Raw genomic sequence first — 14,304 nt, forward strand, 5'->3', positions numbered from 1 at the left:
TAGCTGGAGAAGTTATACTGTCGATTTTCTATGATACGAATGGTGCGCAGGTCTTCGTGGAGTGGTATCAAGGTATTGTTCCGTAAGGCAAACGGCGGACGCCGCCGTTTGATCGCCTGGAATCTCCGAAACGGCGGACGATGGCCGTCCGCGTGACCGTTGGCACACCTTTGGCACACCCCCACGAAGTAATAACGATATTATGTCCCCACCCCGAACCTCATCACGCGCGCGCCAGCGCGACCAGCGCCGCGAGACCTTCGAACGCGACGGCCGCCTAGACCTCGGAGACGGTGTCAGCCTCTACCGGCATGCAAAATCGAGCTACATCTACGCCGACTTCCGGATCGGAGGTGAACGAACCCGGGCGTCCACGAAGACCACCGACGTCGCCCTGGCGGAGCAGATCGCGCTCCGGCGGCGCAAGGATTTGGCGTCCCGCGCCGAAGCCGGGAAACCCATTTCGGTCCAGGGCCCCAGCGTGGGCGACGTCCTTGAACCCTACGTCACCGATCTCGCGCGGCGCTTCAACGCCGGGGAGCGGAAACTCGGTCCAGAAATCGCGGTGATGCGGCGCAACCTCCTGCCGTTCTGGCGTACCGTCCCGCTGGCCGATCTCGACCGACGCCAGTTCTACGCATGGGAGCGCTGGCGGACTGAGCAGAATGCCGAGGGCGTCACGGTGGCGGCCTACCAGCGCGGGGCTCAAACAGTGTCCGTTGGACGGAAACTCAAGCCACCCGGTTTGAGCACGCTGCGCCGCGAGAAGCAGTATTTCGTGAAGGCTCTCGCCTGGGGAAGCAATCAGCTCGTCCCCCTCGTCAGCGACGAGGTCGTTCACGAACTCCGACATCTGCCACGCCCACGCGTGTCGAAGAAGCAGCGTGCCGCAGGGGAAAAGCGACACGCGCTTTCAGCCGTGCAGATCGCGGCGCTGTTGGCCGAGTTCCAACGCGTTGAGGAGGTCGAACGCGCCCGCGTGCAAAAGCTGGGTGAGCGTGGCAAGCGTAAGAACTACGATCGACGCCTCATGGCGCTGCATGTGCGTTTGTTGTTGTGCACGGGCCTTCGTCCCGGCGCCGAGATTCTTGAACTGACGTGGGATCGATTGACTCAGACCAAGAACGACTACGGCGAAGATATCGTCGTTATCGATCGCTGCGGTAATGGCAAGACAGGACCACGAATTGTCAACGCCGACCCCGAGGCGGTCGATGTACTTGCTGACCTACGAGCGCTCCTCGGCGAGTTTGGCTACGCCAGCGCAGGACAGACCACCCTGTGGCCTTCGCGCCGCGGTGGCGTCGTCGGCGATATGGGCGCGAGCTTCAAATCCACCCTTAAGCGACTGGGATTCGAGGCTACGCTCTCTGGTGAGCCGCTCTACATCTGCCGCCACAGTTATATGACAGAACGATTAAGGAAGGGTGTAACATCGGATATTCTAGCAATTAATTGCGGAACTTCTAACGAGATGATCAGCCGTCACTACAATCATCTCAAGGCGGAGGATATTAGGGCGGCCCTCCGTCCTGATAATTCTCGGAATCCCCTGCGCTTGAATGTCGACAAAAAGCCAATTTCAGGGGGGGCGAAGCTGATGCTGGACCCGACGGGGCAGCTTGTCGTCACTCCCTGACACATCCGGGTTTCTTTAGGCATGAGGCGGATCAGAACCGCGGTGCACCGGACCTCCAGGGCGGATGGGTGCCTTTCCAGGACGGCAGGGGTTGATGGGCTGAGAACGCCCCGCCGAGGTCGGCGACAATCTCCGCAGCCTGCGCACTTGTGAGACCGTGGGTATCGGCACCAAGGGTGCTTAGATCTGAACGCCAACTCCAACGATGTCGTCGGACGAAAACGATGACGTCGTTGGCGCCGACGTCAGACGCTGACGACGTCGACCGCCTTCTCGGCGAGCATCGCCACACGCGCCCGCTGCACAGTCGAAGTAGCAACACCGGTTCGGCGCGCCGTCTCACGGATGCCAACCCCAGATGCCAGCAGCGTGCGGACCGCCTCGGCCTTGCTCTCGTCCATGGGCGGTCGCCCGAGGCGCGTTCCCTTCGCCCGTGTGCGTTCCAGCCCAGCCAGCACCCTGTCCCGGATCATGGCCCTCTCGAACTCGCTGAAGACCGCGATCATGGAAAAGAGGGCCCGGCCGGACGGCGTCGTCGAGTCGAGTGCCTGGGTATGGCAGTAGAGGCCAACCCCGCGGGCCTGGATCTCCGCGAGGAAGCCCACGAGGTCCTGAAGAGAGCGTCCCAGGCGGCAAATCGACCAGACGGCGATGACGTCGAACTCCCGGCGGGCAACTCCACGCAGAAGGGCATCGAAGCCCGGCCTTCGGTCCCGCCCCTTGGTGCCGGACACGCCCGCATCGGTATGGACGGCGACCACCGTCCAGCCGAGTCTCAGCCCGACCTCGGTCAACTGCCGGAGCTGGTTCTCGGTCGTCTGCCCCTTATCGGTCGACGTTCTGGCGTAGATGGCGACGCGCTGCATCTTCGCACGCTGCCCCCGATCCCGACGTCGTCAACCAAAACCAGATGATTGCGGGACACCGCTGAAGGAGGCGCTCCGCAGAGGGAAACGGGCGCGCGAAAACGAGGGGGATTCTGGGACAGGAGGCTTCAGACAGCCGCTGAATGAACGGACCGCCATCAGACGTATAGGCCGAACGGCCTCAGGCCGACGTCGTCGACGATACCCGGGAGCCGTTTTGATGCACGTCGCCAAGTGGCCATCGATATCGATGGCGACACCGTCATCACACCGTTGATGGCAACATCCATCAGTGAGAAAATTTTCGTCATCGGCACAACGGGTCTAGCCGAAGCTGAGGATTGGCTTCCGCCTTGGGGGGGCTGCTTGCGACCCAACTCAGCTGTACAGGCGGCAGTGAGCGCTCCCCAGAAGCGGTCGTTCGCCGCCGGACAGGCAAATTCGGCTCTTGATGGTCAGCAGGACGTCGGCTTTTGTCCGGAAGAAGACATTCGACCGCGGACCAAATAGTCCGTGCGGACACCGCGAACCCGCCAGCGCCGTTTTGGACCAGACTTCCTCTCTATCCACCAATGCCACCATATAGTAGGCTGTTAACCGAATTTACCCAAGCGACGGTATAGATCAACGAAAAGCACACGCCGATTAAAATGTGAGTTGGAGGAAACTGGGGCATGTCAGAGCAAGAGCGCGTGCATCTTCAGGAACTGAGCAAAAAATTCGATGCCTTGAAGGAAGAAATCCAACAACTTCGGTCGGAAGTTGGCGTGCTCCGATCTGTAAGGCATGGATCTGGAGTCGATCTCGTAATTCTAGATAGTATTGTCGCGTATGTTCCAACAGAAGACAATCTATATTCAAATTTTATACCGGATAGCAACAAGAAATATGACGTTGTTGCCAGCGGATTGCCGGAGGTAGTGCTCGGAAATCCAAGTAATACGCCCGGGAAAGTTTTTCAAGACTATATAGAGATGGCGGCAAGCGATTGCTCGGTGATAAATTTATACGACATTGGTGCTTGGGCTGGAGACATCGCTATCCGTCTCGCGCGTTACGCCAAAGCCTCCAAAATCGATTTCCGCGCCCAATGCTATGACCCATCAACCGCCGGGTCATTGATACCATTCAACGCACGCCTGAATAACGTAGCGGACCTTGTGGATTTTGTGCCCGCGGGTATTAGCCTCGACGGCGGCCCACTTCTGTTTAATCAAGTGCGCGGGCACTCGGACTCATCTGGACTGTCCATGGTCGATAGTTTTGGACGCGATGTAGATTCGTATATTATAAATACTTATACTTTGGCAGAAATATTGGAAAGAAACAAGCGTCCTTCACATCAAATCATCAAGATCGATGTCGAAGGAATTGACGCACTTATCGTGGCAAATAATCTTGCAATTCTGCAAGAAAGCACTTTGGTGATCGAGTTCAATCCCCGGCAGGAGCAATATAAGATAATCGATCCACGAAATTTCCTGGTGCTAATGAACCGAACGCACACGATCTATGATCTATTCTATGCGCCGAACCCTACAATGGTAAATAAAATTGATGACATTGATCAATTTATGATGGACATTATTCAGAGAAAATGGGGATATACAGATCTATTGATGGTCCCTCGGGTCTGTAAATTTCACGATCGCTTTGTTCAACGCTACAAGGACTATCAAAAAGAGCCAGATAATTATGTACTCGCGAAGGCGCATCGCGCCGAGTAAGTTATTGCCGCCTCCCACATTGTCGTATGAACCAGCACATCCTAAATAGGTTCAACCGAGAGCGTCGGCGTTGTGTGTAAAGGCGTTTGCCATCTACACACTTCGCTCAGATGTTGACAATCTTTTGTGGACCTCTGCCACTCCAACGACTTCGTATTATTTAGTCTGGGCCTCGGCAAAGGGTCGCAAGCGGACGGGGTAGCAACGTCCGCTAAAGCGCCTTCCAACTTGTAAGCAGACTGTCCGCAAACCACCCTAAGCAGCCATCTGGCCTCCAACCCATGTCAGGCGCCATGACCGTGGTCGCCTCTTCCCCGAAGCGACCATTTCTCGTCAGTCAGGCAACTCCGGCTGGGACAATGCGCATCTTGAAGCTCCGGTCGCGCCGCGTACCGCCTATGAGGGACGGCACGGAACTCGTCAGCCCGTGATCAACGCAGGGATGCAGACGAAAAAGCGTCCCCGAAACCTGTGATCCGTTTTTACAACTTGTAAGCCATATTCCTGCCTATGATAGGCGGAAGCTTCGCGCGGCAGGGGAGCGACCCTCAGCCTGCGTGTGTGAAGACCACATGTCGATCACGCGGCAGCCAATTACTTCAGCGAGGCGCGCAGAGATGACGAGCACTGAGCGACCCGCCGACGAACTGGTGCCGGGCCTCATTTTGACACAGCTCTTCCGCGCCGAGGCGGACTTCCTGTCTGCCGTAACGGTGACGCTGGCGACCTGGGGACGCAGGCCCGAGGGAGAGGTGAGGCTACGCCTCTCTCGCGAGCCGCACGACCTCAAGCCCCGCCTGCGCTCGTGGACGAGCGTGTTCGGATCACGCCAACGCAGCTACTACCACGCCCTGAAAACCCAAGACGGGGAACCCCTTGTCGATCTGACGCTCGCGGCAGACGAAATCGCCGACAACATGTCGGTCACGCTCCATCTCCCCAAGCCGGTCGTTCGCTCTGGCGATCTGCTCAACTTGACCATTGAGGCTGTTGGTTCTCGGCCCGGTGCAGCCGCCACGGCATGGTTGTCGAGCGGGGCAGAGCGCCTTGGTGGCCATGTCGCGCTGTATTGTAGACAATTCGATCAGCTTGAGTACGGTCTGCGCGCCAGCGCCACCTACATCCCGCTGATAGCCGACACACCAGTCCCGACGCACCTGATGTGGAGCCCGGTCACGCAGTGCAATCTCAACTGCGTCCACTGCATCTCGCGCGATACGCGCAAGACAGTCCAGCGCTTGCCGGAGACGATCCGGGACCAGATCCGGTCCTGGGCCACTGCCGGACACCTCAAGGAACTCGCGTGCGACTACAGCGGCGACATCCTCTGGGCGGACGCGCGCCACGGCGGCGAACTCGATTTTCTGATCGGCCTCGATGTGCCGTTCGTCATCGACACCAACGGCACCCATCTCACTCCGGAGGCCAGCGAGCGTCTGTCGCGTTCCAAGCTCGACCACCTGAGCATCTCCCTGGATGCCGCGACCGACGAGACGTTCCGACGCGTGCGCAAGGGCGCCCCACCGTTGGCTGATGTGATTGAGAACGTCCGTTCCACGGTCGAAGCGCGGGGGCGGGTCGGCGGCACACACCGCATCGCCATCAGCTACGTGTTGATGCGCAGCAACATCGATGAGTTCCCCGGCTTCCTCCGACTCGCCCAATCAGTGGGTGTGGAGATCGTCTACGTCCGGCACCTGATGGCGTTCACGCCGGAAATGGAGACGGAGTCACTTTGGCACGAACGCGAGCGCTTCAACGCGGTACGTTCGGACTGGATTGCGCTCGCGAAGGACCTCGGGATCAACCATTTCTTCCTGCCGGAGCCGTTCGGGACGGAGGAGGTCGGTGAACGACGCCATTGTTCCATACCTTGGCGCGGCGCCGGTGTGCTGGGCAACGGCGACGTGCTCGCCTGTTGTGTCCCGGGCTTGAAGATGGGCAACCTGCACGAGAACACGATGGAGGAAATCTGGAACGGCCCGCGCTACCAAGAGCTGCGCTGGTCGGTGAACTCACCGAATCCGCCTCCGTCTTGCAGGACGTGTCCGTTCGTCCGCGACATCAACGATCCTGACAGCTACCTGATTCATGGGGCGAAGGCTCGGCTGGCAGCCTGATCCATGCGCCCGCTGGGTCAAACGCTATGCCCCAACGGGCTTTACGCGACGCGGCGGGCACCCGCGATATCAGGCGACGGGGCTGTCGCCAGTATTTCCGATGCTGGACGTCCGCCGCCGCCGACGACGTCGCCAGCGGTCGGCAGTGATGTTGAGCCGCGACGAAATTTTCGTCACCCGCCCACTGCGTCACCTTAACGCTCGCATCGTCCCCCGCTCGTGATTGACGAGCGCTCGAACTATTGTGACGAGCATGAGCCCATCGACCGTGACGCCGTTCGACCCAAGGCCCACCCGCGCACGGCCCGACGACGACCCGTACCTCTGGCTGGAGCAGATCGACGGCGTTGATGCCCTCGCCTGGGTCGATGCCCGAACCGCTGAGACGCTCGCCTGCTACGGCGACGCCGCCTTCGTCCGTGACCGCGACCTCGCCCGCGACCTGCTCGACCGGCCCGACCGCATTCCCTTCGTCAGCCGTCGCGAAGGGTTGCTGTACAATTTCTGGCGGGACGACGCGCATCCCCGCGGCCTGTGGAGGCGGACCGACGAGGCGACCTACCGCGCAGGCGATCCGGTCTGGGAGATCCTGCTCGACCTCGACGCGCTCGCCGCGCGCGAGAACGAGGACTGGGTGTGGTCAGGGTCGGTGCCCTTCCGCGATGGCTACGACCGCGCGATGCTGCGCCTCAGCCGAGGCGGTGGCGACGCCGTCGTCCTGCGCGAGTTCGACCTGCCGACCCGCGCTTTCGTCGCGGACGGTTTCATCCTACCCGAGGCCAAGGGCGGCGCGGTCTGGCTCGACCGCGACACGCTGCTTCTATCCAGCGCGTTTGGACCCCGCATGGCCACGCAGTCCGGCTACGCGCGCACCGTGCGCCTCTGGCGGCGCGGCGCGGACCCTCTCGACGCCCCGGTCGTGTTCGAGACCACCGAGCGCAGCATGGGCGTCTGGGGAGGTGTGGACCATCAGACTGGAGTCGAAAGGCTGACGTTCGCCGAGCAGATCGGATTCTTCGACACAGCCCTGCACATCGGCGACCGCGAAGGCCCGCGCCTGCGCCTCGACCTGCCCACGCACGCGGGTGTGCAATTGCATCGTGACCGCCTCTCCGTGCGTCTGCGACGACCGTGGATCGTGGACGGCTTGGAGCACGCGGCCGACACCGTCCTGACGATCGGGCTGCCCGATTTCCTCGCGGGGGAGCGCACGTTCGAGGTCCTGTGGCGGCCGGGAGATAGGTTGGCGCTCCAAGGGGTGTTCTGGTCCGCTGGGCGACTGATCGTGGGCGCCCTCGACGACCTGCGGCCGATCTACACGGTCTGCGAACGGGGACCGGAGGGCTGGACGCGGCGGCCATTGCCTGGGCTGCCCGGGCTCGGCACCGTCGGCGTCTGGCCCCTTGATGATCACGCCGAGACCGCCGACGGCAGCCTGCTCGCCACCGTGCAGGACCCCGTCACACCCACGACGCTGCTGGCCTTTCCGCCCAGTCTCGACGCCCCCACCGTGCTGCGTCGGACGCCCCCGGCCTTCGACGCGCGTGGCCAGCGCGTGACGCGCCACGAGGCGGTCTCATCGGACGGGACGCGCGTGCCCTATGTCCAGACCGGACCAGACGGGACGGACGGCGACGCGCCGGTCCACCTCACCGCCTACGGTGGCTTCCGGGCTTCGACGTTGCCGGTCTATCGGGGCGTGCTGGGCAAGCTGTGGCTTGAGCGGGGTGGGACCGCCGTGACCGCCAACATCCGCGGCGGCGGCGAGTTCGGCACCGGCTGGCATGAGGCGGGGCGCCGGGAGGGTAAGGCGCGCGCCCATGAAGACTTCGCCGCGGTGGCGGCGGATCTCGTATCACGCGGCGTCACCCGGCCGGGTCGGATCGCGGCGGAGGGCGGCTCGAACGGCGGGCTGCTGATCGCCAACATGCTGACGCGCTTTCCCGAACGGTTCGGGGCGCTGTTCTGCACGATCCCACTGATCGACATGCGCCGATACGCCAAGCTCCTGGCTGGCGCGAGCTGGGTCGCGGAGTACGGCGACCCGGACGACGTGGCCGACTGGGCGTATCTGGGCGGCATCTCGGCCTACCACGTCGCCGAAGCGGGCCGTCCCTATCCGCCGATTCTGCTGGCGACGAGCCGCAGGGATGACCGGGTACATCCCGGCCACGCGCGCAAGATGGCCGCGAAGCTGCGGGCCCTGGGGTACCCGGCGGCGTTCTACGAGCCCGCGGCTGGAGGGCACGGCTACGGCAAGGACAACGCCGAGACGGCCGCTTTCATGGCACTGGGGCTGCACTTCCTGAGACAGTCGATTGGCTGGTCAGCGTCAGCGCTACCGGACGCCTGAGCGATAGGCAGCTTCTCGTTCAGACACCTTTCCGATTCCGAACCAAGTTGGGCGTGCTGCCGATTCTCTGGGTTTCCCGCAAGCGGTCAGCCTGTTCGGCGGCAAACTATGAACTCGGCCATCGCCGCAATGGCGACAGCCATCTCGCCGGTGCCTCTCGTTCGTCGACGTCACCGACCTGTCGTCGACGGCAACGTCCATCCTGACGAGAATTTCGTCACCATCCACCGTTTCCTGCCGCCGCTCTTGCGGACGAATCTACTGCTTGGCACCTGCCGTGAGAGGCTGCTACCGACCCAACCCAGCCGTTGGAAGCGTCGTCGGCGCTTCTCCAAAGCGGCCATTCATCAGCCCTCCGGAAATGTTGGCTTGTAGCGGGTAACGGCAATTCGCAGCACGAATAATTTATCTCGACACCGCAGGCTCCACTTTCCTCGCCCGAATGACCAGCATTCAAATGATTTCACCAGGATCCGGTGGATTGCCCGCCATTGATATCCATCGCTCTCGTCTCCGTGTCGCTGGACTGCTGGTGATCGGATGTGGTTTGATTGCGCTCTGCGTATGGGCGATCTCCGTTCACCCTGGGACTGGACGCCGAGCCATAACGCCGGGCAGCTTCAACGAGTTTTTGGCCTACTGCGGTGTTCTGCTGTTCGGCTTTGCTGAAACGGTGCTGGTGATCGCATTTTTTCAGCGAGGTCCTGTAGTTTCCGTAGGACCTAAAGGGTTCTTCGATCGAAGGATCTCTACGGACTGGGTTCCGTGGACGGCAATCCGCAGCATCACGCCCATGCATATCAGGCGACAAAGATTTCTCGTAATTGATGTTTACGCGGATGTAGATGCGAATTTACCATGGAAGAGGCGTGCGCGAATTGTAGCGCGCTCAAACCGTCTTCTGGGATCGCACGGTTATTGGGTATCGGCAATTGATCTACGCGGAGGCTTCTCTGCGTTATCGGAAGCCGTCCTTAAGGCCAGAGGAAACGCATAACCGGTGCAACTCACTCTGATCTTCACAGTGAAATCTGCTTCGAGGCGGTTGCTGCCGCAGAGCGGACGGTCGCAATACCACCCGGTGCGGACCCCACGCATGGGTCCAGGCGTGGGAGTGCAACCACTCTCAGCCATCGGCACCAAGCGCCCCTTACGTGATCGTCGACGACGTCGACGAACGAATGCGATGACCCCGTCGACGTCGACGGTCGGGAACTGATGCGTTGCCCCCTCACTGCGGGCATTGACCAAGCTCATCCGCCGCAAGGCTAACGTGGGGTATGCTCACATGCGGCTATCGCTCCCGCATAGCTCATCACATCTAAGAGCTCTTGGTTGCCACAAGGAAATTTCCAGCCGCGAGCTCGGACCTTGCGGCATGACTGATCGCGCTGAGCAATTTCGACCACGTCGGGCCCTGCTGATCGAGCGCTACCAACTCTCTGACGGTCATCCCCTCGAACTCGGCACGCAGTGCCGGATCCTCGATCCGAAGTGCCATGACCGCCAGAATATATCTGGGCGACGGCGGAAGTGACGTGACACCTCGGACCGAAGCAGGACGTGATCGGCACTGCGGTGGCTGATCCCAAACCTCTTCCGCCATTCATGCGGCCTGCGGCTGGCAAACCGGCCGAGATCACGCTGAGAGCGATCCGCGAGACCTCTACGACGAGAAAAGCGGGCATCTCAGAGGAGATCTTGAATGATACGCCTCGATCGAAAGATCGCGTGATTGGCGCAAATGGGTGATCCAGCTAGAGGTCAATGCGGAGCACAAAACTGTAGGGTACGCAGATCCTATCTCGTATTCGCACCGACGCGAAGTCCAAGATTTAGAGATCTTATGACGTCTGGAAAATCACTTGTCCGGGGCATATCCACTGGGACTAATGCTCGGATCGACCGCTCGACGTGCCAGCACGTCTTCGCGTCCGCTCCGCGTCCGACGAAATCCGCCTCAACGCCCCGGCGTTGACACGGCTATCGTCGACCGCTTTCACCCTCAGTACTCCGTCAACTCCATGTCCTAGGACCAGACGTCTTTCTCCCCCCCGTCCCCGAACAGGATCTGTCGGAGACGGGGAGGAAAAGTCCATGTCCTGAGGTTTCATGGTCTCAAAGCGTGGGGCGGACTCACCATGTCCACACGACAGGCGGTTGCCCGATGCCTGTCTGCCCGCGCCCTTTCCCGGCATGCCCGCCTGATGGTGAAGTTCGGGGACTGCGCGCGTGTGGCCTATGGGCCGCTTTCACGCGCGCGCCTTGCACTCCGGGCGGCATTGAATGCCCAACGGTTACAGGATCACTCCTGAGCCCGCGCCGCCAGCTTGAGAACACCGGCGGCGCGTGGACGGGGGTCAAATGCACAAGACCCTGCCGTCCTCTTTGTAAGGTGCGATTTCGCGAGGCGCCCGCGGCCCTCGCCGAGTTGCCGTCGATCACAGCCCCTGATGGCCTAGTGTCGCGCGTCTCGGTCGGTCGTCCTCCCCGCTTTCGCTACTTACGGCGTATCTCAGCCTGCTGCGTACTCACGGTGCTGGCGCGGAGCACGCCTGATACTCCTGGACGAATTATGTACGGTGCGTAGTACAGACTACGATCTAAATCTTACAAGATGAAAACTGTATTGTCACTAATTTCGGCGATGCTCTGCGACGCGGCGAAGCCAATCATCGATAGCGATCATGTCACCGTCGCGATCGAGGTTTTCGATGGTCGCGGCGTATCCCCATGAAGTCGCAAGCACGACAATCTTGGCTTTCCATCCCACAGGAGACGTAACGATGAATTTGTCGATGCAATGCCCCGAGTGATTCCTGTTGCTCCATTTGAAGACGGCTTCGGCATGATCGAGTTGTATTGCGTCACCGACGGACATCCCTGAGAGATATCTGCTGACGATGTAGTAGAGGTGGACGCGCCGCACGATGACTTTTTTGGACATATAAATAAAATTAAGTAGTTGCAACGGTATTTATATTTTGGCTACACATTCATTCGATAGGAGAAATAATTGTTCATTGTTTTTATTCGAGAGATCTATCAACGACTTCGCGTGCTGGGTGTAGTGCGGACGTCACGAGAATTTTCAACTCTGATACTCGGCCAAGGGCCGAACTACTACCGGCATTGTTGTCGACTAGATCGCCGTGATGCCGTGCCCCGGTGGGTCGCCGCGCGTGTGATCGCGTCGCTGAGGGACATCAGGGATGCCGTGGCCCCCGCCGCCGCATTTGAGATCGACGGCATCCTGGATGAAGCGAAGGGAGCCGATCGAGTGGCCCGGATGTACTATCGGCGCTGATCGTTATCGCAACAGCAGCCCTGGAACAGACCCTTTGGCGATCACGCGGTACTGCGCATCGAGGGTTTCGCCCCTTCGCGTGTCGACGTAACCGACGACGCGCAGCTTGGCATCCAGCACGCGGATACGCCCGAGCCCATCAACATCTTCCAAGTATCCGAGCGGGATGCGGCGATCGTCGAGTACGGGCCTGCGCGCCATAGCTGATCTCCTTGGGAAGGTTATGAGGTATCATCGACCGGCATCGTCTCAGTCGCTCGACCCCGCCGGGAATGTCTCGGCAGTTAGTCTGCGACCGGAGGCACGGTAACATCCGGTCTTTTACGCCCCCCGGCGCCGCGCGATGTCGTCGAAGGCCGCTTCCGCAGCCACGTAGCGTTCGTGGGCGGCGTGCCGACGCCCTAGCGGGTGTTTGTCAGGGTGCAGAGCGAGCCGATGAGCGCGCCGAGCCGCCTGAACGACGTAGTCGGGTGCATCCGCGTCGAGCCCCACACGCCGGTAGATCGGATCGTTGGTTGCGCCGGTCGGTCGTCGACGGATTTCGTCAAGCTCGCCTTCGAGTTCGTCGACGCGGGCGATGGCGATTCGCAGAGCCGCACATGCTCCAGCCTCGATCTTGGTGGCTTCGCGCAGTTGCCTCTGCGCGATCGAGAGGCGGGCTCGAAGATCGAGGGCGGCCGGTACGATCAGCATCACCAGCACGACGATGAGCCAGCGCGTGATGGTTGGTGCGACTGCGAGTAGCCCGCCCAGGACGATGACGAAGGCCATCTTCAATGCAATCGGGTGGATGGCCGCGACGAAATCCAACAGGTCGACGACGAAAGGTGTTGCGCGCGGTTCGAGCGCAGGCTCTTCGCTTCTCACTGGCCACCCGCCTCGGGCCTGCGCGCGTCCACCGGTGGAACTGAGACTCCGCTTCGGCACTCACGAGCTTCGCGTGCCCAGCGGACGTTGGTGTCGGCGCCACCCAACTCGATGTTGGCGTCGACGACGTCGTCGACGTGAACTGCGTGAGCCCTCATCACGCGCGCTCCGCAACGTCGTCGAGGATGTCCTCCTCCACAACGTCATCGTGTCGGCCCCAGGGGTAGACGCCGAGCCACGCTGCCATCGCAACGCGCACCTTCGGTTTCACCGGAGTACGACCGCGAATGATCACTCCCGCCGCGCGCAGGTGATTGCGCAGCACCGCCATCCCAGCGTCAGGTCCAAGGCGGTGACCGGGGCGGTCTATGCGATCGAGCACATAGCCCCGGGTCGTCCAGCGCAGTACGCCGAGCAGCCGGTCAGCACCCGAGGTCGACGGCCGGTACTCCACGTATGCGTGCCGTCCCGCCAGAACTTCGGTCGACATATTCCGCAGGTGCCGGTAGCGGCCCTCCGCTGCTGCGAGGTCGGCACCGGTGGCGAGCAACTTGATGTCGGAGCGTCCACCGATCATCCGGGCGAGGCCGTCGAGGGCTGGCGCGCTGTCGAAGCGGCCCGCCCAGCGACGAACCCACAGCTTGATGTCTCGGTCGACGGGCCAAGCGTCGAGGCTCGCGCGGAGGGCTTGGTCGGTTGCAGACGAGCAATAGCGTCGGAGGTAGGCAACGGCGCACGCGAGGGTCTCAGCGCTTTCGCGGCTGCGCACATGCTGCGCGACAACCCGATGAATGAGAACGGAGTCGAGGACAGTCAGCGCCTGGATCTGACCGATGGTGATCGGGCCCGCAAGTTGGCCGAGAACGCGCGCGCGAGCTCGGTCGACCGGATCGTCCGATCGAAAGAGCCGGATGATGTCAGCGTAGGCGTCTGACGCCGGTAGCGGGTCGAGGCCGAGGCGGGCCAACGTCCCGGCGAGGCCGGGGGGCGTGAAGCCGCCAAGCACAGCACGAAGGGCTTTGCGCGGCCTCAGGGTGAGCAACGCATGGCCGACAACGGACCGTGGGGCTCTCGCGACGTCGACGTCGACGCCCGATTCGAGCAATGCTCCGTCGAGCCGGGCTGCAACGCCGTCGGCAGAATTCTCGTCGCGTAAGCTCGCGAGAATGAGGAAGGCGACTTGCCGTCGAGCGGCTCGCCACCGACAGGAGGCCCCTAAGAACCCAGGCGTGAGTTCGTCGACGGCGAGTGCCTGTTCAAGGCACCACCCTTCGTAGCTCCGTGCCTGGAGCCGAATCGGGGTGACTATGGCGGGCGCCGGTAGGGACGGGTCCAATGAGAATCTCGCGGGCGATGCGAAGAGCGTTGCCACACCATCCTCTCTTAGATCCCGGTAGGCGCAACAAATACAAAACGTCTTCCACG

The 14,304-nt window shown here is 61.4% G+C and carries 10 protein-coding genes; 5 read left to right on the forward strand and 5 right to left on the reverse strand.

From position 1 onward, the window contains the following. Positions 1-202 precede the first annotated feature (202 nt). The gene (locus P9K36_RS07910; protein WP_278306849.1) at positions 203-1,639 is read left to right on the forward strand and encodes a hypothetical protein; all 1,437 of its coding nucleotides are present in this window, start codon (positions 203-205) and stop codon (positions 1,637-1,639) included. Between the two features lie 245 nt (positions 1,640-1,884). On the opposite strand, the gene P9K36_RS07915 is transcribed toward P9K36_RS07910, so the two are convergent. Next, complete coding sequence (locus P9K36_RS07915) at positions 1,885-2,505, reverse strand: recombinase family protein (protein ID WP_278306850.1); 621 nt, start codon at positions 2,503-2,505, stop codon at positions 1,885-1,887. 674 nt (positions 2,506-3,179) lie between these two features. Here P9K36_RS07915 and P9K36_RS07920 point away from each other — a divergent pair. From P9K36_RS07920 to P9K36_RS07930, 3 genes are all read left to right on the forward strand, one after another. Next, a complete protein-coding gene (locus tag P9K36_RS07920; protein WP_278306851.1) occupies positions 3,180-4,232 on the forward strand; it encodes an FkbM family methyltransferase in 1,053 nt (350 codons plus the stop codon). Positions 4,233-4,849: 617 nt separating this feature from the next. Continuing rightward, positions 4,850-6,352: a radical SAM protein gene (locus P9K36_RS07925; protein ID WP_278306852.1), complete on the forward strand. Its 1,503-nt coding sequence runs from the start codon at positions 4,850-4,852 to the stop codon at positions 6,350-6,352. 253 nt (positions 6,353-6,605) lie between these two features. Further along, a complete protein-coding gene (locus P9K36_RS07930; protein WP_278306853.1) occupies positions 6,606-8,705 on the forward strand; it encodes a prolyl oligopeptidase family serine peptidase in 2,100 nt (699 codons plus the stop codon). 2,635 nt (positions 8,706-11,340) lie between these two features. Here the strand turns inward: P9K36_RS07930 and P9K36_RS07935 are convergent. Continuing rightward, positions 11,341-11,652 (reverse strand): hypothetical protein, encoded by a 312-nt coding sequence (locus tag P9K36_RS07935; protein ID WP_278306854.1) that lies wholly within the window; start codon positions 11,650-11,652, stop codon positions 11,341-11,343. A 69-nt stretch (positions 11,653-11,721) separates the two neighbouring features. Here P9K36_RS07935 and P9K36_RS07940 point away from each other — a divergent pair, with 69 nt between their 5' ends. After that, complete coding sequence (locus tag P9K36_RS07940) at positions 11,722-12,012, forward strand: hypothetical protein (protein WP_148291111.1); 291 nt, start codon at positions 11,722-11,724, stop codon at positions 12,010-12,012. Positions 12,013-12,015: 3 nt separating this feature from the next. Here the strand turns inward: P9K36_RS07940 and P9K36_RS07945 are convergent, their stop codons facing one another. The 3 genes from P9K36_RS07945 to P9K36_RS07955 all read right to left on the reverse strand — a co-directional run bounded on the left by P9K36_RS07945 (position 12,016) and on the right by P9K36_RS07955 (position 13,984). Further along, on the reverse strand, positions 12,016-12,213 hold the full coding sequence (locus P9K36_RS07945) for a hypothetical protein (RefSeq protein WP_278306855.1): 198 nt from the start codon (positions 12,211-12,213) through the stop codon (positions 12,016-12,018). A gap of 120 nt (positions 12,214-12,333) precedes the next feature. Continuing rightward, the gene (locus tag P9K36_RS07950) at positions 12,334-12,879 is read right to left on the reverse strand and encodes a hypothetical protein (protein WP_278306856.1); all 546 of its coding nucleotides are present in this window, start codon (positions 12,877-12,879) and stop codon (positions 12,334-12,336) included. A 157-nt stretch (positions 12,880-13,036) separates the two neighbouring features. Then, the gene (locus tag P9K36_RS07955) at positions 13,037-13,984 is read right to left on the reverse strand and encodes a hypothetical protein (protein WP_278306857.1); all 948 of its coding nucleotides are present in this window, start codon (positions 13,982-13,984) and stop codon (positions 13,037-13,039) included. Positions 13,985-14,304 lie beyond the last annotated feature (320 nt).

This window comes from Methylobacterium sp. 391_Methyba4 (genome assembly GCF_029691625.1).
GTDB classification, from domain to species: domain Bacteria; phylum Pseudomonadota; class Alphaproteobacteria; order Rhizobiales; family Beijerinckiaceae; genus Methylobacterium; species Methylobacterium fujisawaense.